Here is a 20,482-nt window from a genome sequence, read left to right as displayed (position 1 = left end):
GAACATATGTTCGAATGTACGTCAAGCCGACCGCGGTGTGTCGTGGCCCACGACCCGCCCTCCCGTCATCTCCACGCGCTCGCCGTCCCAGGTGGAGCGCAGCCACCGGTCGTGGCTCGCCACGACTACGGCACCGGGATAGCCGCCGAGAGCCTCCTCCAGCTCCGTCGCCAGGCCGAGCGAAAGGTGGTTCGTCGGCTCGTCCAGCAAGAAGACGTGCGGCGGTTTCGCCAGGATCAGGGCGAGCGCCAGACGTCGCTGCTGGCCGATGGAGAGGGCACCCACAGGGCGATCGATGTCGCGTGGCGTGATCAGCCCAAGGCTGACGAGGGGAATCGCCTCAGCGCGCTTCTCGCCCACCGAGTCGCGAAAGAGCCGCCCGGGCGACGCGGTGGGATCGGCGAACCGCACATCCTGCTCCAGCATCCCCACCCGCAGTCCCTTCCGCCGGCTCACGGAGCCGGCATCGAGCGCGACCACTCCGGCCAGCGCCGCCAGGAGCGTGGACTTGCCCGCCCCGTTGTGGCCGGTGATCAGGATGCGCGACTGCGGCTCGACCCGGAACGACGCGACATCGAGGCGGTCGCCGATCCGCGCATCCGCCACCTGCAAAAGCAGGCCGTCCGCCTCGCCCAGCGCGTGCGAGCCGGAGGGTATGCCGGTGAAGCTCAGCACCGATGGCGGCTTGCGCACCTGGGTTCGCCTGAGCTCGTCGCGACGGCCCGAGGCGTTTCGGATACGCCGGCTGATCTGCTTGTCCAATGCGCCGCCTTTGATCGACTTGGCGAACTTGTCGTTGTCGCGGGGCTTGCCGGAGAACGCGATGCTGCGCGCCGTCACATCGACAGCGAACGTCAACGCCTTCAGTTCGTCCTGCTCCTCCGCGAACCGGCGTTCCCAGCGCGCACGCTCGTCGGCCTTCGCCACGAGGTAGTCCGAATAGTTGCCGCCGAACGTCGTACGCGCGTCCCTGGTCGGATCCAGGTCGAGGAGATCCGTCGCGACCGAGTCGAGGAACGCCCGGTCGTGACTGGCGAAGACGACCGGACCGCGCCAGTCCGTCAGCTGGCGCTCGAGGAAGGCGCAGGCGTCGTCGTCGAGGTGGTTCGTCGGCTCGTCAAGGAGGAGCGCGTCCGGCCCTTCCAGAAGGAGCGCGGCCAGCGCGAACCGGCTGCGCTGTCCGCCGGAGACCTCCGACAGGCGCCGGGTGAGCGGTATACCCGCGACACCGAGGCCGTCGAGAAGTTCATCGCGGCGGGATTCCACCGTCCAGACCTCGGCACGCTCCGCAGCCTCGAGCGCGCGCTCGTAGCGGCCGGTCGTGCCATCCGCCAGTGCCTGCGCAGCGGCCTCCAGTTCGCGCTCGATCGCGCGCACGCCACTCAGCGCCGACTCGATGAGGTCGTCGAGAGTCTGCGATGGATCGAAACGAACCTCCTGCCACAGGATGCCGGTGCGCGCAGGTCGGGTGATGGCTCCCGAATCCGCCTCTTCCTCGCCGGCGAGGATGCGCAGCAGTGTCGACTTGCCGACGCCGTTCTCGCCGATCAGGCCGAGTCGCCGACCGGCAGGGACCGTCACCGATATATCCGTCAGCACACGACGCTCGCCGTAGCTTCGGGAAAGGCCGTCGGCCTTGAGGTAGTCGGTCACCGAGGCGACCGGGAGAGAACCGTTGAAAAGGGAATCGTTGAAAACTGGGGGGAATGCCAAAGCAGACCTTCTTTCGAAACACTCCGCGTGCGGAGGCGGTTCCCGCCGGGCGTGCACGATGGCTGCCTCAGGCGCGGGACGAAAGGAGGTTTCTACTTCATAGCGGGGACGAGGCTAACATCCTTCGGATGCGCCTGTCCAGTGCGTTCAGGCAGTGAGTTCGAGGGTGCCTGCGGTAGACGCGATGACCTTCGCGGCTTCTGCAGGCTTGTCGTTGAGCGTCGTCCCGATGGTCGGGATGAGCTGCTTCAGCACTGGAAGCCACGTCGAATAGCGGTCGGGGAAGCACCGCTCGAGCACGTCGAGCATGATCGGAACGGCCGTGGACGCACCGGGCGAGGCGCCGAGCAGGCCTGCGATCGAGCCGTCTGCGGCGGCGATCACCTCGGTGCCGAACTGCAGCACACCGCCCTTTTTCTCGTCCTTCTTCATCACCTGCACGCGCTGCCCGGCAGTGATGAGCTCCCAGTCCTCGCTTCGCGCGGTGGGCATGAACTCCCGCAGCGCCTTGACCTTCTTCTCGCGGTTGGCCAGCACTTCGCTGATCAGGTATCTGACGAGATCGAAGTTGTCCCTGGCGACGGCGAGCATCGGACCGAGGTTCGAGGGTCGCACCGAGCCGGGAAGGTCCCACCACGACCCGGTCTTGAGGAACTTCGGGCTGAAGCCCGCATACGGCCCGAAGAGCAGGGACGTCTCCCCGTCGACCACGCGGGTGTCGAGGTGCGGCACAGACATGGGCGGGGCGCCGACAGCGGCCTTGCCGTAGACCTTCGCCTGGTGCTGGGCGACGATCTTGGGGTTGCTGGTGCGCAGGAACTGCCCGCTGATCGGGAACCCTCCGAAGCCCTTGATCTCAGCGATGCCCGACTTCTGCAGAAGGTGCAACGCCCCGCCACCGGCGCCGACGAACACGAATCGCGCCGTGACCTCATGCGGGGTGTTGCCCACTTCGTGTCGCACGCGGAGCTTCCACAAGCCGTCCTTCGTACGGCGGATGCTCCGGACCCGATGATTGAGGACGACCTCTCCCCCGCGGGCGGTGAGATTGTCGGTGAGGGCTCGCGTCAGGGCACCGAAATCGACATCGGTTCCGGCGGCGACGCGCGTTGCCGCGACGCGCTGCTTGGCCGAGCGCTTCTTCATGAGCAGCGGCGTCCACTCGGCGATCACCGCGGGATCTTCGGAATACTCCATGCCCGCGAACAGGGGCTGGTCTTTCAGTGCCTCGTAACGACGGCGCAGGTAACGCACGTTGTCCCGGCCGCGCACGAACGTCATGTGGGGCGTCGAGTTGATGAACCCGCGTGGATCCGGCAGGTCGCCCGCCCGCACAAGGCTCGCCCAGAACTGGCGGCTCAGCTGGAACTGCTCGTTGATGCTGATGGCCTTCGACGCGTCGACACTTCCGTCGGGTGCCTCGGGCATGTAGTTCAGCTCGCACAGCGCGGCATGCCCGGTGCCGGCGTTGTTCCACGGGTTGGAGCTCTCCTGGGCCACCTCGCCGAGGCTCTCGTACATGCGGATCGACCAGTCGGGCTGGACCCGCTGGATGAGGGCGCCCAGCGTTGCGCTCATAATGCCGCCACCGATGAGGACGACGTCGATGGGGGAATTACTCACCCGTCAAGTGTAATGGGGCATTTCGGAGCGCCGGCACGCCCGGTCAGCCCCGGATGCGCTCATACGTGGCAAGGAACCGCTCGACCGGGAAGGCGGCAACGGTCTCCGCCACCAGTTCAAGATCGACGTCGGCCAGCGTCCTGAACCGCAGGCAGCTCTTGCCCATGTCAAGTGTTCGACCCCCGCGGGACCACGCCTCGCGGAACCGGCTGTCCTCATCGGTGTCGCTGTAGATCGCCATCAGGTACAGCGAGTTGTAGGTCTTCTGCGCGGCAATGCTGACGTACGCGAGCGGCTGCTTGTTGTAGGTCGTGGGAAACAGCTCGAGAGGAACCACCCAGCCGGGCATTTTCCACTGCATCCCGAGACGGTACCCCTCAGGCATGGCGGCACGCACCGTCTCGAAGACCGGCAGGACGACCGCACGCTTGTCGGCGCTGAGCGCATCGAAGTATGCCGCGACCCCGGGCGGTACCGACACCTTCACCATGGGTCGACGGCCTCAGGCGGGAACGGACTCCGACGCCAGACGGGCCGCCACCAGTTCTGCGATCTGCACCGCGTTCAGCGCGGCACCCTTGCGAAGGTTGTCGTTACTGATGAACAGGGCGATGCCACGGCCACCCGGAACACCCTCGTCCTGGCGAATGCGGCCGACGAAGCTCGGGTCTTTGCCGGCCGCCTCGAGTGGAGTCGGAACGTCGGTGACGACGACACCGGGAGCAGATGCGAGAAGCTCGGTCGCGCGCTCCGGCGACAGAGCGCGCGAAAACTCGGCGTTGATCGACAGGGAGTGACCGGTGAACACCGGCACGCGCACGCAGGTTCCGCTGACCAGGAGCTCGGGAAGGCCCAGGATCTTGCGGCTCTCGTTGCGGAGCTTCTTCTCCTCATCCGTCTCGTTGAAGCCGTCGTCGACGATCGATCCGGCGAGGGGAATCACGTCGAAGGCGATGGGGCGAACGTACTTCACCGGCTCGGGCATGGTGATCGCTGATCCGTCGTGCACCAGCTGCAGCAGGTTCTCATCTCCGACCGCTGCCCGGATCTGGCCGGCGAGCTCCTCAGCTCCTGCGAGGCCGGAACCGGATACGGCCTGGTAGGTGCTGACGATGAGACGTTCGAGGCCGGCCTCGTCGTGCAGGACTTTCAGCACAGGCATCGCTGCCATGGTGGTGCAGTTGGGGTTCGCGATGATGCCTTTGTGCGCATCCGCGATCGCTTCGGGGTTCACCTCGCTGACCACGAGCGGAACCTCGGGGTCCATGCGCCATCCGCTGGAGTTGTCGATCACGATCGCGCCGGCCGCGGCGAAACGGGGCGCTTGGGCCTTCGACCCCGTAGCCCCGGCCGAGAACAGGGCGATGTCGATTCCAGCCGGATCGGCTGTCGCCGCGTCTTCGACGACGATGTTCTCGCCTTTGAAAGGAAGCGTGGTTCCGGCAGACCGTGCCGAGGCGAAGAAGCGGATGCGCCCCACCGGAAACGCGCGCTCCTCGAGCAGGCGGCGCATCACGCTTCCGACCTGGCCGGTTGCGCCGACGACGGCTACGGTGAATTCTCGGGCTTCGCTCACGATGGATCCTTCGCGGTTTGCTGGGTTGTTCGGGTGAAACGTAATGGATACGGGGTTGATTCCCGGGAGTCAGCGACCTGTGCCCGCGTAGACGATCGCGGTGGCGTCGCCGTCGAGACCGAACGCGCGGTGGACGACGCGGGCCGCCTCGTTCACACTGTCGGCCCGGGTGACGACCGAGATGCGGATCTCGCTCGTCGAAATCATCTCGATGTTGATGCCCGCCTCATAGAGCGCTTCGAACAGTTTCGCGGACACGCCCGAGTTGGTGCGCATCCCGGCACCGACAAGCGCCAGCTTGCCGATCTGGTCGTCATACTGCAGGTTCGCGAAGCCGACATCGCCCTGCTCGGCCTTCAGCGCGGTCAGCACGCGCTGGCCTTCCGACTTCGGAAGCGTGAAGGAAATGTCGGTGAGGGCCGTGGCTGCCGCCGACACGTTCTGCACGATCATGTCGACGTTGGCGTCGGTCTTGGCGACGATCTTGAAGATCTGGGCGGCCTTGCCCGGAACGTCGGGCACCCCGACGACGGTGATCTTCGCTTCGCTCAGGTCAGTGGCGACTCCGGCGATGATGGGTTCTTCCACAGTGCTTCCGTCTTCCTGCTTCGCGGCTGCCGCCGCATTCTCGTGTAGGACGAGCGTGCCTTCGTTGTTGTTGAACGACGACCGAACGTGAAGGGTCACGCCGTGGCGGCGTGCATACTCGACAGCGCGGATGTGAAGCACCTTCGCGCCCGCCGCAGCCAGTTCCAGCATCTCCTCACTGGTGATGCGGTCGATCTTGCGCGCCATCGGCACGACGCGGGGGTCGGCGGTGAATACGCCGTCGACATCCGTGTAGATCTCGCAGATCTCGGCGTTGAGCGCAGCGGCGAGCGCGACCGCCGTCGTGTCGGAACCGCCGCGCCCGAGCGTGGTGATGTCTTTCGTGTCGCGGTTGAAACCCTGGAAGCCGGCGACGATCGCGATCGCCCCCTCGGAAAGGGCGTCGAGGATGCGCCCCGGGGTCACGTCGACGATGCGCGCGGAGCCGTGCTGGGCATCCGTGATCATTCCGGCCTGACTGCCGGTGAACGAGCGCGCGTCATAGCCCATGCTGCGGATCGCCATGGCGAGAAGCGCCATCGAGATGCGCTCACCGGCGGTGAGCAGCATGTCAAGCTCGCGCGGGGCCGGGATGGGGGTGACGGCGTGAGCCAGGTCGAGCAGTTCGTCGGTGGTGTCGCCCATTGCCGACACCGCGACGACGACCTCGTTTCCGCCCTTGCGGGTTTCGACGATTCGTTTCGCTACGCGCTTGATGCTCTCGGCGTCGGCGACGGAGGATCCGCCGTATTTCTGCACGATTAGGGCCACGTACACTCCTGGGGGCGAGTTGGGGCGATCATCGCCGGAGCATCCATTCTACCGGCCGGCGATTGCCGCCTCTGGAATATGACGCTGGCCCGGGGCGCGGGGAGGCGCGGTTCGCAATACAGGAGATCGTGTGACGGATGCGCACTGAAGTGACCGATTCGGTCGGTTCGGGTGGACTTCCGCCACTCCAGTCACACGTTCTCCTGTTTTATGAACGCGGGAGCGATGCGCCGGAGCAGACCGAACCGTGCACGGATGCACGGATGCCCGGATGCACGGATGCCCGGATGCTCGGGCCGGTCAGGAGACGAGGCGACGGCCTTCGAAGGCGCGGCCAAGCGTGACCTCATCGGCGTATTCGAGGTCGCCGCCGACGGGGAGTCCGGATGCGAGCCGCGTGACACGGATTTCGAGAGCACTGAGCAATCGGCTGAGGTATGTCGCCGTCGCTTCGCCTTCGAGGTTGGGGTCGGTGGCGATGATCACTTCTTGCACGGTGTTGTCGGCGAGCCGCTGCATGAGCTGACGGATGCGAAGGTCGTCGGGGCCGATGCCGTCGATCGGGCTGATGGCGCCGCCGAGCACATGGTAGAGCCCGCGGAACTCGCGGGTGCGTTCGATCGCGACGACGTCTTTGGCCTCTTCGACGACGCAGATCATTGCCGGGTTGCGCCGGGGGTCACGGCAGATGGAGCAGGTCTCCTGCTCGGAGACATTGCCGCAGATCTCGCAGAACCGCACCTTGTCGCGCACCTCGAGCAGCACCTCGGCGAGGCGGGTGACGTCGAACGTCTCCGTCTGGAGGATGTGGAACGCGATGCGCTGTGCCGACTTGGGCCCGATTCCGGGCAGGCGGCCGAGCTCGTCGATCAACTCCTGAACGATGCCTTCGTACACGGACTACCTCGTCCCGCCCGGCTGGACCTGCTGCTCTTCGATGAAACTCGCCCCGAGAATCTCGCGAACGACAGACTCCCCGTAGCGCTGCGGCTCCTGGAAGGTCGGCGTCGAACGACCTGCAGAAACGGTCGCGGCACGCTCGACGAGGGTCTCCGACGGGTTGCGAGCCGGCTCGGCTCGCTGGACCGGCACTGCAGACGGAACCGGCGCAGCGTCGGCCGGCACAGGGTGTTCGGCCGGCGCAGGGTGTTCGGCCGGCGCAGGGTGTTCGGCCGGCACAGGGGGCTCGAACGGGGGCTCGGTCTCGGGCGGGGGAACGTCGTCGTACGGCATGTCGTCATCGGCGACTCGCTCGCCAACCGCCGGAGCGCCGCCGGCTGCCGCCGAACCGGATCCGGGAATGGCCACCGTCGCCCAGCTCGTGGTCGTTGCTGCGGACGCTTGCACCGGCGGCTTCTGCGCCGAGGACTTCTGCACGGGCGGCTTCGGCGCCGATTGCGCCCGCACCGGCGCCTTGTGGTCGGACGGCTTCTCCGTTGCGACCTGCTGCGCGGGCGGCTTCTCCGTTGCGGCCTTCTGCGCGACCGACGCCTGTGCTGACTTCGGCGCAGTCGGCGGCTGGCCTGCTGACTTCTGCGCAGTCGGCGGCTGGCCTGCTGACTTCGGCGCAGTCGGCGGCTGGCCTTCTGACTTCTGCGCGGTCGGTACCTGTCCGGCAGGCTTACCCATCGCGTTCGCGACGGCTTCTGAAGATGGAGGATCAGCGACCTCGGGAGCCGCGGGAGCTGCCGTAGCCGGCGCCGTCGACGCGGGGGCGCCATCGGCCCGGGCGATGAATTTGACACGGATGCCGAGAATTTCGACGATCGCCTGGCGGAGGTATTCGCTCACGCCCTGCCCTGCGCCCTGCTGCCGGAAGCTCGCCACATCGTTGTCGCTGGGGAAGGAGAGCGACAGCACATCGTCATTGAGCGAGCGGACCTGTGCGGTGAAGACGACCATCCACGCACTGCGCTTGGCACGCTGGACGGCATCGAGGATCTGCGGCCACGCGTCTTTGACCTGCTGCGTCGTGACGGGTCCGACCGGTGACGCCACGGCGACCGCCGGCGACGATGCGGCAGGGGCCCCGGATTCGACCTGCGCCTCTGCGGCAGGCGTCGCTGCCGCTGGCGCCACCGCGGCAGCGACGGAAGCAGGGGCAGCTGCAGTCGGCGCAACCGCGACCGCGGCAACAGGCATACTCGGCGAGGCGGCATCGGAATCGCTGACCCCGACACGGCGCTCGAGCCGCTCGACCCGGGCAAGCGCGCCACGTTCGGACGCGTCGCTGGACGGGACCAGGATGCGCGCGATCATCAGTTCGAGGTGCAGGCGTGGTGATGTCGCGCCGGTCATCTCTGTGAGCGCCGCGTTCACGATGTCGGCGGAGCGGGACAGTTCGGCCGCTCCGAACTTGGTGGCCTGCACACTCATGCGATCGAGTTCGTCTTGGGGCACACCCCTGAGGACGGCGGCGGCGCCTTCGGCACTTGTCGCCGCCACGACGATGAGGTCGCGCAGCCGTTCGAGGAGGTCCTCGACGAATCGCCGCGGGTCCTGTCCGGTCTGGATCACGCGATCGACGGCCGCGAACGCCCCTGCGGCGTCGTGCACGCCGATCGCGTCGACGACCTCGTCGAGCAGGGCTGCGTGCGTATAGCCGAGCAGCGCTACCGCACGCTCGTACTCGACGGAGTCGCCTTCGGAGCCGGCCATCAGCTGGTCGAGCAGCGACAGGGTGTCGCGCGGGGAACCTCCGCCGGCACGCACGACCAGCGGCAGCACTCCGGGAGCCACGCTCACGCCTTCGGCGTCGCAGAGCTTCTGCACGTAGTCGAGCATCTGGGCGGGCGGAACCAGCCGGAACGGGTAGTGGTGCGTACGCGAACGGATGGTGCCGATGACCTTTTCGGGCTCGGTCGTCGCGAAGATGAACTTCACGTGCTCCGGCGGCTCTTCCACGATCTTGAGCAGCGCGTTGAACCCCTGCGGCGTCACCATGTGCGCCTCATCGAGGATGAAGATCTTGTAGCGGTCGCGAGCAGGGGCGAAGATCGCGCGCTCGCGGATGTCGCGGGCGTCGTCGACGCCGTTGTGGCTCGCCGCGTCGATCTCGACCACATCGAGCGAACCGCCGCCGTCGCGGCTGAGCTCCACGCAGCTCGCGCAGACGCCGCACGGAGTATCGGTCGGACCCTCCGCACAGTTGAGGCAGCGCGCCAGGATGCGCGCCGATGTGGTCTTGCCACAACCTCGTGGGCCACTGAACAGATAGGCGTGGTTCACACGATTTGTTCGCAGTGCGGTCATGAGCGGCTCGGTCACCTGTGACTGCCCGATCATCTCGGCGAAAGTGTCTGGCCGATACCGGCGATAGAGGGCTGTGACCACCTCCCTATGCTACTTGTCGCCGCTGACAGAAGAGTCTCATCCACAGGCCCGCGATGGCGCGCATCCGTTATCTGGACAGGACGGAGCTCGGGGCCGTCAGAGCGTGCACGACTGCTCGCCAGAATGCGACGCGCGCGTCGTCGGTCGCCTGCGCGGCAGGCGTCAGCGGCAGGTACAACGGCGTGTACGGAGGGATGTAGAGAGCGTGCGTCGACCCGGGCGCGCGAAGGAATGTGTCGCCGACCTGGTTGCCTCGTGCGCGCTCGCCCGCGGACATCCAGTCGCACGCGTTCGGCAGGGTTTCGTCCATGCCCCCACACGCGAGCACGATCGGTCCCTGGATGTGCTCCAGCGGAAGCACATCGGCGGCGCGGACGGTGTTCGTGCCGGTCGTGCACGGCACCCACGCCCCGCCGATGGTGATCGCAGGCACCGGAACCGGCGACGTGCAGATGACCCCGGTCGTCCCGGATGGCGCGATCGCCCCGTAGACGAGGTTCGGGTATTGCACCGCCGCCCACAGAGCGAGCGGCGCAGCGCGCGACGCGCCGAAGACGAAGATGCGATCCTTGTCCACGCCGGGCTGCTCACGCAGCCACGACAGTGCGGCGACGAGGGTCTCCGCGTGCAGGGTGCCCGACGCCACTCCCCCCGCCGAGCCGAACGACGAGAGCGCAAGCGTCGGGTAGCCGAGGCCTGCGATCTGGGCAGCTGCGAGAACGCCGGACTGCATCCCGTTGTCCGCACCGTCGAGCACGAGCACGGCAGGCATCAGCCCTACCGCGCTGCCGGTAGGCGAGAAGAAGTCGCCGAGGAACCCGCTGTCGAACACCGCGTTCGACGCCACGATGGTTCCGAGCCCCATCCGGTGCACGGCGTACGTGGCGACGGTCCGGCCATCCACCGACGCCGTGAGATCGATCGTGACGCTCCCGTCGCCCCACCCCGAGTTGTCGGCTGACGCGCCGGCGCCCGATTTCGCCAGCGACCAGAACAGCCCCATCGCATCCGGCCGGCTGAACGGCGCCAGCTCGGGAACTGCGGTGCTCAGGTCGACGATGCCGTCACCGGGCACGCCGTAGGTGGCCCGCGAACTCCAGTGCCCACTCGAGTTCGCGCTCGCCGTGACCGTCACCTGGTGGCCCGGCACCAGTCCCTCGACCCAGATGTCGAGCGGCCACCACGATGCGCTCGGGTCTTTGCTCACGATGAAATGGGCGCCCGGCCGTGCGCCCCCGGCAGTGCAGGCCGCAAGGGCCACGAGCAGGCCGGCTGCCGCGATCAGCGCGATCAGGCGTCTCATCATCATCGGGTCGCCGCCTGCAGCATCAGGACCACTCCGGACCAGAACGCGACACGGGCTCTCTCGGTCGACTGCGCGGTCGCGGGGTCGAGGTCGGACAGACCGATCGGCAGGAGCGGCGGCACCGTGATGTCGTGACCGGCCCCCGGCGCGCGGATGAATTCATCCCCGGGCCGCGACCCGCGGATGCTCACGCCCGCGCCCAGCCAGGAGCACGCGTTGCCGAGCACCTCGTCGGTCTCGCCGCATGCGAGCATCACGGGGCCGGGGATGCGATCGAGCCGGATCAGCGACATGTCGGCGATCGTACGGCTCGCATCCTGGCACGGCACGCCGACCCCCAATTCGGTGACGATCGCGGTCCCCGACGCGGAGGTGCACAGCAGGGCGGTCGTGCCGGAAGCCCCGATGGCGCCGTAGATGCGTTGCGGCTCGTTCGCGGCAAGCCAGAGAGCCAGGGCCGACGCGCGCCAGGATCCGAACGTGAATACGCGCTGGGGATCGACGTTCGGCTGGTCCCGCAGCCACGAGAGGCCGGCGTCGAACGCCTCGACCGACAGCGCGGAGGACCCGGGGATCTGGCCCTCCGGCCCGAAAGCCGGAAGGACGAATGTCGGGAATCCCTCGAGGGCGAGCTGGCCGGCGACGAACGGAGCGGATGCTCCCCCGTCGTCGCCGTCGATCAGCAGTACCGCAGGCTTGCGCCCCGCCACGAGTGAGACCGGCCGGTAGAAGGTGCCGATGCGCAGGTCGTACGCGGTGCCGCCCATCGGCTTACCCGTCGCGTTGCGGACGACGTCACCCGCGAAGACCGGACGTACGGTCGCGAAGCCCGCGAGCCCGGGCCGCTGGATGGTCGCCGCCGCGACGACGTGTCCTCCTTCGATCGCCGCGAGCTCAATGTCGACCTGCCCGTCAGCCCACGTGTGTTCGAGCTGGGCCTGGCTCTGCGATGGCCCTTCGAGCGACCAGAGTGGGCCGGTTGCGTCGGCTTCCGGATAGGCCGCGAGCGTCGGGCGGGATGCGGAAAGGTCGACGATGCCGCTGGCCGACACCGGGTAGACCTGGCGTGAACGCCAGCGGTCCCCGCCCTTCGAGACAGACGCATCCACGGTCACATCGAGGCCCGGCTGCAGTCCGACGAGCGTGATCGTGACCCGGTCGGTCGTGCTCGCATTGAGCTGGCCGATCACGAAACGGGTTCCGGGCGTGCCCGCATCCGCCGTGCATCCGGAGAGCGCAAGTACGAGCGCGAGCACCGCGACCGTGAACGCGGCCTCCAGCCGGCGCGCGCTCACAGTTCCGCCGTTTTCAGGATGGTCCTGACCAGGACACTCCAGAACTCCGCCCGCGCGCGTTCGGTCGCTTGCGCGGCCGGCGCCGGAGGCAGGTCGAGCGGAATGCCGGGCGGCACCGTGATCGCATGGGCGGCCGTAGCTGACCGGATGTCCGCATCCCCCGGCCGGCTGCCGCGCGCACGCACCGCCGAGTCCTGCCAGTCGCACGCACTCGGGAGCACTTCGTCGGAACGGGTGCAGGCGAGGACGACGGGTCCGGGCAGTTTTGCCAGCGAGACGACGCTGAGGTCGTTCACCGGGCTGACGTTGCGCTCACACGCCACCTCACCGGCTGTGTCCAACACCGTGGACACGCCTTCCGGCGAGCGGCAGAGGAGAGCCGTCGCACCGCCTGCCCCGAAGGCACCGTAGATCAGGGAGCTGAAATGGGCCGCCGTCCACAACGCGAGCTGCTCCGACTGCGATGACCCGTAGACGAAGATGTGCCGCGGATCGATGTCTGGTCTCTGGTCGAGCCAGCCGATGATCGCGCGGATCTGGGCGACGCTGTACGTCGAGGTGATGTGCACCTGGTCGGCGGCGCGCTCGACGGGGATGACGAACACGCCGTTCCCGAGCAGCGCAAGGAACGGAGCCACGTATTGCTGGGATGCTCCGGTCGAGTCGTCGTCGAAGATGATCACCGCCGGTGCGTGCGGCCGGTAGGGGAACTGGGGCCGGTAGAACAGTCCGACCACGGAGTCGTCCTCGGCGGTCGACGGGTTCCACGGCGTGCCTCCCAGTTCGTCCGCGAGCACCGGCATCGGCGCCGACGAGAGGCCCGGCCCGTACAGCTCGAGAACGGTGGATGCGATGACGTGGCCGTCGTCGACCGCGGCGATGTGCACCCCGACGATCGACTGCGTCCACAGGTGAACGGCGGTTTCCGGCGGGAGCTCGGGTCCGTGGAGGGACCAGAGGAGGCCGGCCGAGTCGGGCGAACCGAAAGGCGCGAACTGCGGCCTCACTTCGTTGAGGTCGATGATGCCCGTGCCGGGCACGGTGTAGGTCGCCCTCGATGTCCAGCGGCCTCCGGGCGCGTCGACGTGGGCCTCGAGCTGGATGCGCGACCCTGGAGTGAGCCCGACGAGCGACAGGGGCGGCGCCAGCAGGATGGTGCTGAGCTGCACGAGCGGCCCCTGGACGAAATGCGGGCCCGCCTGCAGGCGCGCCGGATAGCCCGTACACCCCGCGAGGGCGAGGGCGCCGAGAAGGAACGCGATCGCCGCCGTCCGTGCATGCCACGTCATCAGAACACCACTGCTCTCAGTATGAGCGCACGCTGATGCGGCGGGAAGGGCGGGCGGCACCCCCAACGGCGACGGCGACAGCGTCGGCGGAACTCAGCCGATCGCCGCCTGTGTCTGCCTCGCGATCTCGAGTTCTTCGTCGGTCGGGATGACGAGCACCGTGACGGGCGAATCGTCCGCCGAGATGGTGCGTGGACCACGGGAGCCTGCCGCGTTGCGCTCGGGGTCGAGCCGGATGCCGAGCGCGCCGAGCCCTTCGAGAGCGCCCGCGCGGACGACCTCGCTGTTCTCGCCGACGCCCGCCGTGAAGCTGATGACATCGAGGCCGCCGAGTATTGCGGTGTACGCGCCGATGTAGTGCTTCAGCCGGTGCAGGTAGGTCGCGAGCGCAAGCTCGGCGGATGCGTCACCCTGGGCGGCCGCGCTCGTCACGTCGCGCATGTCCCCGCGCCCCGCCAGCCCGACCAGGCCGCTGCGCCGATTGAGGAGGTCGTCGAGGCCGTCGGTGTCGAGGCCGGCCCTGCGGCTGAGGTGCAGGAGCACAGCAGGGTCGATGTCGCCGGACCGCGAGCCCATGACGAGGCCTTCGAGCGGCGTCATTCCCATCGAGGTGTCGACCGAGCGGCCCCCGTCGATCGCGCACGCAGACGCGCCGTTGCCGAGATGGAGCACGATCTGCTTCAGGTCGGCAAGCGGTCGCCCGAGGAACCGGGCCGCCTCTTCAGAGACGTATTTGTGGCTTGTGCCGTGGAAGCCGTATCGCCGCACGCGGTGACGTTCGGCGAGGTCGGCGTCGATCGCATAGGTGTACGCCGCGGGTGCGAGCGTCTGGTGGAACGCCGTGTCGAAGACGGCCACATGGGGAACATCGGGGAACGCCTTCTCTGCTGCCCGGATCCCTTCGAGGTTCGCCGGGTTGTGCAGGGGTGCGAGGTCGGAGAGGTCTTCGATGTTCAGCTCGACCAGCGGCGTGATGACGGTGGGCTCGAAGAATCGCTTGCCGCCGTGCACGACGCGATGGCCGACAGCGATCGGCGGATCGTCGTCGAGTTCCGGGCCGTTCAGCGCGAAGGCATCGAGCATGGCCCGGAACCCCGCGGTGTGGTCGGGTATCGCGAGAGTGCGCTCGCTGGTGCCCGACGGCCCGCGATGAGTGGTGTGACCCGACGATTCGCCGATGCGCTCGACCAGGCCGCTCGCGACGGCGCGCTCGGTCTGCATGTCGATCAGCTGGTACTTGAACGAAGACGAGCCGCTGTTGATGACGAGGATGGTGCTCACGCGAGGTCCGCCTGGATCGCGGTGATGGCCACGGTGTTCACGATGTCGTCGACGAGTGCGCCGCGTGAGAGGTCGTTGATCGGCTTGCGAAGGCCCTGCAGCACCGGTCCGATCGCGACGGCGCCCGCACTCCGCTGGACCGCCTTGTAGGTGTTGTTGCCCGTGTTGAGGTCGGGGAAGATGAACACGGTCGCGCGGCCGGCGACCTCGGACCCCGGCATCTTCGATGCCGCGACCGCTGCGTCGGCTGCGGCATCGTACTGGATCGGACCCTCGACCAGCAGGAGGGGATTGCGCTTCCGCACGAGCGCAGTCGCCTCCCTGACTTTGTCGACATCGGCACCCGAACCCGATTCGCCGGTGGAGTACGACAGCATGGCCACGCGGGGCACGATGCCGAACTGTGTCGCCGTCTCGGCGGAGGAGATGGCGATGTCGGCGAGCTGCCCGGCTGTGGGATCGGGAATGACGGCGCAGTCGCCATAGACGAGCACGCGATCGGCCAGCGCCATGAGGAAGACGCTCGAGACCACAGAGACGCCCGGGCGTGTCTTGATGATCTCGAAGGCCGGCCGGATGGTGTGGGCCGTCGTGTGCGCGGCCCCGGAGACCATCCCGTCTGCGAGGCCGAGGTGCACCATCATCGTGCCGAAGTAGGACGAGTCCGTGACGGTGTCCGCCGCCTGGTCGACCGTGATCCCCTTGTGTGTGCGCAGGCGCGCATATTCTTCCGCGAAACGTAGCCGCAGCACATCGTCGAACGGGCTGATCACGTCTGCCGCCGCGAGGTCGAGCCCGAGGGCGATCGCCCGCGAACGCACTTCGAATGGCTCGCCGAGGATTGTCAGGCGGGCGACGCCGCGGGCCAGCAACGTCGCGGCTGCCTTGAGGATGCGGTCGTCATCGCCCTCCGGCAGCACGATGTGCTTGTTCGCCGCACGCGCCCGCTCGAGGAGGTCGTACTCGAACATGAGCGGAGTGACGACGTTCGATCTGCTGACGTCGAGCCGCTCGAGTAGTTCGACGCCGTCGACGCTGCGCTCGAACAGGGCCAGCGCGGTGTCGTACTTGCGCTGCGAATCGGCAGCGAGGCGTCCACGCGCGTTCGTGATGCGCACCGTGGTCTCGTAGGTCCCCAGGTCGGTGGAGACGACCGGGAGCGTCGATCGGAGTCCGTCGATGAGACGGGTGATCGGCTCGGGCAAGTCGAACCCCCCGTTGAGCACGATGCCGGCGACCGAGGGGAACGTACCCGAGGCGTTGGCCATGAGCACGGCGAGGAGTGTCTCAACGCGATCCCCCGGGATCACGATGACGGCGCCCTCGATCAGTCGGGGAAGCACGTTGACCATCGACATTCCGGCGACCACGACACCGAGTGCTTCGCGTGCGAGCAGCCCGGCATCGCCAGAGACGAGGGTTCCATCGATCGCTTCAAGGATGGTGCGCATGCTCGGGGCCACGAGATAGGGATCTTCGGGGATCGCCCACACCATCGTCGAGGCGGGAACGGCCGCGCGAACGGCCGCGATGGTTTCGCCAGTGCGCTCCCCATCCGCCCGGTTCGCGATCACGGCGAGAAGCGCCGCGTGCTCCGCCTTCAGCTCGGCGCCTGCGATCTCGGCAAGCTGCCGGAGGTCGTCGGGCGGCCGGGGATCGGCCTGGGCGAGGCGCTCGCCGGACCCCTGCCCGGTGCGCCCGCCGAGCACGAGCAGCACCGGTGTGCCGAGATTCGCCGCGATGCGTGCGTTGAAGCCGAGCTCCGTCGGGCTGCTGACGTCGGTGAAGTCGGAACCCAGTACGACGACCGCGTCGCAATGCACTTCGACCGCACGAAATCGCCGGACGATGGTCGAAAGTGCTGCGTCAGAGTCTGCGTGCACGTCGTCATAGGTGACGCCGATGCTCTCGTCGTAGCCGGTCGACGCCGTCGAGCGCTGCAGAAGCAGTTCGAGCACGTAGTCGCGTTCCACCGTCGACCGCGCGATCGGGCGGAAGACGCCGACCCGCCCGACGGATCGGGAGAGCAGTTCGAGGACGCCGAGGGCGACGGTCGATTTGCCCGTATTCCCTTCTGCCGACGTGATGTAGATCGAGTGGGACACCGCTCCAACCTACCGTTGCCGGTGTCACCCCGGGGAGTTCTCCACAGAACAGAAAAGACCCCTCACGCACCCGCCAGAGCCCGGTTACCCTTGCTACGTTTCCGTCCTGGGGGAGTTGGCCTGGATGGCGCCACGTGAGGAGCCGTCGACCAGTTTACCCAATCATCCGAGCGACGGATGCCGCGGGGGCCCCAGAGGCGTAGTTTTCGGGCATGAATCGGCTCGCAGCCTGGGTAATCGGAGTGATCGTCGCAACCTTCACGCTCGGAACGGTCTACGTCGTCGCGCAGCAGCTCGACCGGCAGGGTGCCGACCAGGTCGGCGCGCAACTGGCCACCCAGGTCGCCAGCGACCTCAGCAGCGGTTCTAGTGCGACCGTGGACGCACTCCCCCGCGTCGACCTCGCCGCCAGCCTGGCGCCGTTCGTCGTCGTGTACGACTCGAGCGGGCATCCGATCGCCGGAAACGGCTACCTCGACGGCGACCTCGCAGAGCCGCCCTCCGGTGTGATCTCGGATGCGGCATCCGGCGGATCGAATCACGTCACGTGGCAGCCGCGACCCGGCCTCCGCTTCGCCACCGTCGAGGTCAGGAGCGGTGACCACGTCGTCATGGGGGCCCAATCGCTGATTCCGACCGAGGACCGCGCCAACCGGCTGGGCCTGCTCATCACCTTCGCCTGGCTGGGAACGATGGTCGTTCTCGGGCTCGCGGCGCTGGCGTTCTGGTGGGTGGAGCGGGCGCAGGCGGCACGGGGCACCCGTCTGAGCAGGTAGGATGCTTCGTGGCCGTTCTTCGAAAACGAGAAACGGACCAGCCAGGAGAATTCGCCTAGTGGCCTATGGCGCACGCTTGGAAAGCGTGTTGGGTGCAAGCCCTCGGGGGTTCGAATCCCCCATTCTCCGCCAGTTTTTTCATCCTCGTGAAGGCCTCAGAATCCCCGTGATTCCGCGGAAGTTGACCCCATTCGAGGCGGGTCAATCGGTCGGCTGACTAATTCCCGGATCCTCTGCTCGACCGCGCCCGGCCGAATCGCACCGACCGGGGTCCGAGACCAGCGAGGCCCGACACAGACGCGCCAGGCCGTGTCGATCGAGTGGAAGCTGGACGGCTTCATCGCCTGACGCTTGTTCGCGAAGTTTCGCCCTGTTCTCGGATTCAAGACTTTTCACCTCAACGGCTCACCGGTTGAAGAGCGCCCTCAGACCGCTGGAAGAAGGATAGATCGGCACATCCCACTCGCCGTGGGGCAAGAGTCGTGTCACTCGCACCGACGCTCCCCAAGACTTCATTCTGCGTTTCTTCAGGTCCAAATCAACGGACTCGTGGTCTCCGTCCAAATTCAGATTGCTCCCGATGGAATTGCCAGCCGCCGACTCATTTCGGTTCTGATTGATTCAACGGTTCTTGGAAGGGCTGGATAGAGGCCGCCTAAGAGATCACTACTTGGAATCAGCGCGAACGCGAAGCCCTGATCACCGTCCTGCGCGCTCACCTCGAGTCCGGCGAACGGCCGCCCGGCGTCGTATAGCGTCCCCCTTGAGATCGAGCTGATCCCGGACCCACTCACCGAAAGCACCTCGAGTGGTCTTTCCTTACCCGCCCAGATACTAAGACTTCGATCTGCGATTAACACGCTCAGCCATAGTCCTCCGGGAGGCTCTGCCTCGTCTGACGAGTCCCACCCCTGCGCTTCGACGATGTCCATGAGGTCTCGCGTTCGGCGCACAGTAATCACCAATCCGTCCGGATGCGCGTTCAACAGATACCGGCGCCGAAGGATGTTCGGTCGCACCATCGCCCAGACAACAGATGCAACCACCACGACAACCAGCGTCGAGGTCACCAGGCCAATAATGACCTCAGTCGAAGGACCAAGCGGGGAATTCTGGATGCGGCCGACAACGATGCCAACCATGAGAACGAGCCAGGCGACCATGAGAAGAAGGGCGCCGATCCAGCGCTGCCTAATTAGTTTTGACATAAGAATTCTTCGACCAGTCGAGTCTGTCTACTCGTCTGTGGCCTGGAACGCGATTGAACCGTAAACGCACGAAGCAACCGCAAGCGCGAACCCGGGGATCCAGAGTGCGTCGCCGACAATAATCGCCCTGCGGTGACTGGCCTTCGTGTTGCTCATGTCAGCCCTTCACCGTTATGGCACGTGCCCGAGGCTATCTGCCCAGTACACGCAGTTCACCCTATGTGTTCGCAGGGCGCGACGTTGACGAAACGAGAGCGTACCCCACGTCCCCAATTGAGGTGAAGCATGCCTTGGCGAATGGCGCACGCGCTGCCCAACCACGGTGGCCGCAACGCACGCTCATCGGCTGGTATTGGGTGATCAGTACGATCCTGTCGGCCTACCGGTCGCGGAACACAACTGCTCGAGGCCAGATGGGGCACGCGCGCCGACGCCCTCAAACGACTGACTCAGGTCGCGCACCCTCAGTCGACTCCGGGACGAGCACGCCGCAAGTCTCGAGCGCGATGACCTCATCGCCCAACTCCGACAGGTGAGCGAGAGCTGGAACTCCCTCGCCTCACGAACAGGCTCGAGCGGCAAGCGCTCAGCAAACGAACTCACGGCCCTGGGGAGACCACGATCAACAAACGACCGCCCCGAACATTGGAGCGCGATCAGGTCACTTCGTAGAACGCGCCTTTTGTTGTTCACGCGCAATGGCGACTGTGACGCCGATGGTCAAGAGAACGCTCCAAAGCCATCCCGCCGTCACAGCTAGAAGGTCAACCCAGCCCACACGCCCCGGCGTGATTGACACTGACCAAACGGCAAGCATAACGAGCCCGGTCATGACTATTGTGGCCGTCCACCGCACGATCAGTCGCCACGTCATATCCCAAACAGTCATCGGCCGAGATGGCATCGTGATCCCCGCCAACCACATTCCCGGGCGAGCGAGACCGGAGGCGCGCTTCGCGTCACTCATAGGTCAGAGCATATCCGCCGCTCACGAGAGGACAGTGGTACGATATTTTGTACCACTTGGAGGAATCATGGCCATCACCGCAAGCGAAGCGCGACGCGACCTGTTCGGACTCATCGAGCGGGTCAACCTCGACCAAACCGAAGTCGAGATCACGTCGAAGCGCGGCTCGGCCGTGCTGATGTCCAAGGACGAGTACGACTCCCTGCTGGAAACCACCTACCTGCTCCGCTCCCCCAAGAACGCCCGCCGCCTGATCGACGCCATCGAGAGCGCCCGCACTGGCAGCATCACGGAGCACGACCTAACCAGTGAGTGACCGCAAGCTCGCCTGGACCGCCGGCGGCTGGGAGGACTACCTCTACTGGCAAGGCCAAGACCGGCGAACACTCAAACGGATCAACCTCCTGATCGAAGACATCCTTCGCGACGACCCGTTCGACGGCGTCGGCAAACCGGAGCCTCTGAAGCACGCATTGGCCGGAGCTTGGTCGCGTCGCATCGGCGAAGCGAATCGACTCGTCTACCTCGTCGATGACGACTTCGTGATCATCCTTCAGACTCGCTACCACTACTGACCCATGAGCTGACCCCAATCCGGGGTAGTGCTGCCGCGTCCGAACTGGGACGCCTCAGACTGTTCGGCGGGAGTTG

General features: G+C 66.7%; 16 protein-coding genes, 1 tRNA gene and 1 other RNA gene. 4 read left to right on the top strand and 14 right to left on the bottom strand.

All coding sequences use genetic code 11. The annotated features are described in order from the left end of the window. Nucleotides 1-21 precede the first annotated feature (21 nt). The 13 genes from ACPPVQ_RS05625 to ffs all read right to left on the bottom strand — a co-directional run bounded on the left by ACPPVQ_RS05625 (nt 22) and on the right by ffs (nt 17,027). Nucleotides 22-1,713, bottom strand: a complete 1,692-nt coding sequence (locus ACPPVQ_RS05625; protein WP_426519486.1) for an ABC-F family ATP-binding cassette domain-containing protein — start codon at nt 1,711-1,713, stop codon at nt 22-24. A 147-nt stretch (nt 1,714-1,860) separates the two neighbouring features. Continuing rightward, on the bottom strand, nt 1,861-3,336 hold the full coding sequence (locus ACPPVQ_RS05620) for a malate:quinone oxidoreductase (protein WP_426519484.1): 1,476 nt from the start codon (nt 3,334-3,336) through the stop codon (nt 1,861-1,863). A 43-nt stretch (nt 3,337-3,379) separates the two neighbouring features. Continuing rightward, nucleotides 3,380-3,826: a DUF1801 domain-containing protein gene (locus ACPPVQ_RS05615; RefSeq protein ID WP_426519482.1), complete on the bottom strand. Its 447-nt coding sequence runs from the start codon at nt 3,824-3,826 to the stop codon at nt 3,380-3,382. 12 nt (nt 3,827-3,838) lie between these two features. Beyond that, on the bottom strand, nt 3,839-4,912 hold the full coding sequence (locus tag ACPPVQ_RS05610) for an aspartate-semialdehyde dehydrogenase (protein WP_426519480.1): 1,074 nt from the start codon (nt 4,910-4,912) through the stop codon (nt 3,839-3,841). Between the two features lie 69 nt (nt 4,913-4,981). Further along, nucleotides 4,982-6,271: an aspartate kinase gene (locus tag ACPPVQ_RS05605; RefSeq protein ID WP_426519478.1), complete on the bottom strand. Its 1,290-nt coding sequence runs from the start codon at nt 6,269-6,271 to the stop codon at nt 4,982-4,984. A 300-nt stretch (nt 6,272-6,571) separates the two neighbouring features. Continuing rightward, entirely contained in the window at nt 6,572-7,168 is a 597-nt protein-coding gene (gene recR / locus ACPPVQ_RS05600; protein WP_426519476.1) for a recombination mediator RecR, read from the bottom strand. A 3-nt stretch (nt 7,169-7,171) separates the two neighbouring features. Continuing rightward, a complete protein-coding gene (locus ACPPVQ_RS05595; RefSeq protein WP_426519474.1) occupies nt 7,172-9,604 on the bottom strand; it encodes a DNA polymerase III subunit gamma and tau in 2,433 nt (810 codons plus the stop codon). 67 nt (nt 9,605-9,671) lie between these two features. Beyond that, nucleotides 9,672-10,913: an acyl-CoA thioesterase/BAAT N-terminal domain-containing protein gene (locus ACPPVQ_RS05590; protein WP_426519472.1), complete on the bottom strand. Its 1,242-nt coding sequence runs from the start codon at nt 10,911-10,913 to the stop codon at nt 9,672-9,674. Next, nucleotides 10,910-12,205, bottom strand: a complete 1,296-nt coding sequence (locus ACPPVQ_RS05585) for an acyl-CoA thioesterase/BAAT N-terminal domain-containing protein (RefSeq protein WP_426519470.1) — start codon at nt 12,203-12,205, stop codon at nt 10,910-10,912. Before ACPPVQ_RS05585 ends, ACPPVQ_RS05590 begins: the two co-directional genes overlap by 4 nt. After that, nucleotides 12,202-13,494, bottom strand: coding sequence for an acyl-CoA thioesterase/BAAT N-terminal domain-containing protein (locus tag ACPPVQ_RS05580; RefSeq protein ID WP_426519468.1), 1,293 nt, complete (start codon nt 13,492-13,494; stop codon nt 12,202-12,204). Before ACPPVQ_RS05580 ends, ACPPVQ_RS05585 begins: the two co-directional genes overlap by 4 nt. Before the next feature lie 93 nt (nt 13,495-13,587). Then, nucleotides 13,588-14,775, bottom strand: a complete 1,188-nt coding sequence (locus ACPPVQ_RS05575) for an acetate/propionate family kinase (protein ID WP_426519467.1) — start codon at nt 14,773-14,775, stop codon at nt 13,588-13,590. Next, the gene (gene pta / locus ACPPVQ_RS05570; protein WP_426519466.1) at nt 14,772-16,880 is read right to left on the bottom strand and encodes a phosphate acetyltransferase; all 2,109 of its coding nucleotides are present in this window, start codon (nt 16,878-16,880) and stop codon (nt 14,772-14,774) included. Before pta ends, ACPPVQ_RS05575 begins: the two co-directional genes overlap by 4 nt. Nucleotides 16,881-16,930: 50 nt before the next feature. Beyond that, nucleotides 16,931-17,027: signal recognition particle sRNA small type (gene ffs, locus ACPPVQ_RS05565), an RNA gene on the bottom strand. Nucleotides 17,028-17,092: 65 nt separating this feature from the next. On the opposite strand from ffs, the gene ACPPVQ_RS05560 reads away from it, so the two are divergent. Beyond that, nucleotides 17,093-17,656: a hypothetical protein gene (locus tag ACPPVQ_RS05560; protein WP_426519464.1), complete on the top strand. Its 564-nt coding sequence runs from the start codon at nt 17,093-17,095 to the stop codon at nt 17,654-17,656. 44 nt (nt 17,657-17,700) lie between these two features. Beyond that, nucleotides 17,701-17,788 (top strand) — tRNA-Ser (locus ACPPVQ_RS05555). Nucleotides 17,789-18,222: 434 nt separating this feature from the next. Here ACPPVQ_RS05555 and ACPPVQ_RS05550 read toward each other — a convergent pair. Beyond that, nucleotides 18,223-18,864: a hypothetical protein gene (locus tag ACPPVQ_RS05550; protein ID WP_426519462.1), complete on the bottom strand. Its 642-nt coding sequence runs from the start codon at nt 18,862-18,864 to the stop codon at nt 18,223-18,225. A 1,034-nt stretch (nt 18,865-19,898) separates the two neighbouring features. Here ACPPVQ_RS05550 and ACPPVQ_RS05545 point away from each other — a divergent pair. Both ACPPVQ_RS05545 and ACPPVQ_RS05540 read left to right on the top strand, forming a co-directional pair. Beyond that, nucleotides 19,899-20,147, top strand: coding sequence for a type II toxin-antitoxin system Phd/YefM family antitoxin (locus tag ACPPVQ_RS05545; protein ID WP_426519460.1), 249 nt, complete (start codon nt 19,899-19,901; stop codon nt 20,145-20,147). After that, nucleotides 20,140-20,406 (top strand): Txe/YoeB family addiction module toxin, encoded by a 267-nt coding sequence (locus tag ACPPVQ_RS05540; RefSeq protein ID WP_426519458.1) that lies wholly within the window; start codon nt 20,140-20,142, stop codon nt 20,404-20,406. Before ACPPVQ_RS05545 ends, ACPPVQ_RS05540 begins: the two co-directional genes overlap by 8 nt. Nucleotides 20,407-20,482: the final 76 nt, after the last annotated feature.

Origin of the sequence: Leifsonia sp. McL0618, from assembly GCF_049994905.1 — a bacterium.
In the GTDB taxonomy this organism is placed as follows: Bacteria; Actinomycetota; Actinomycetes; order Actinomycetales; family Microbacteriaceae; genus Diaminobutyricibacter.
Note: the sequence above shows the minus strand (reverse complement) of the source record. Positions and strands in the feature narration are given on the sequence as shown.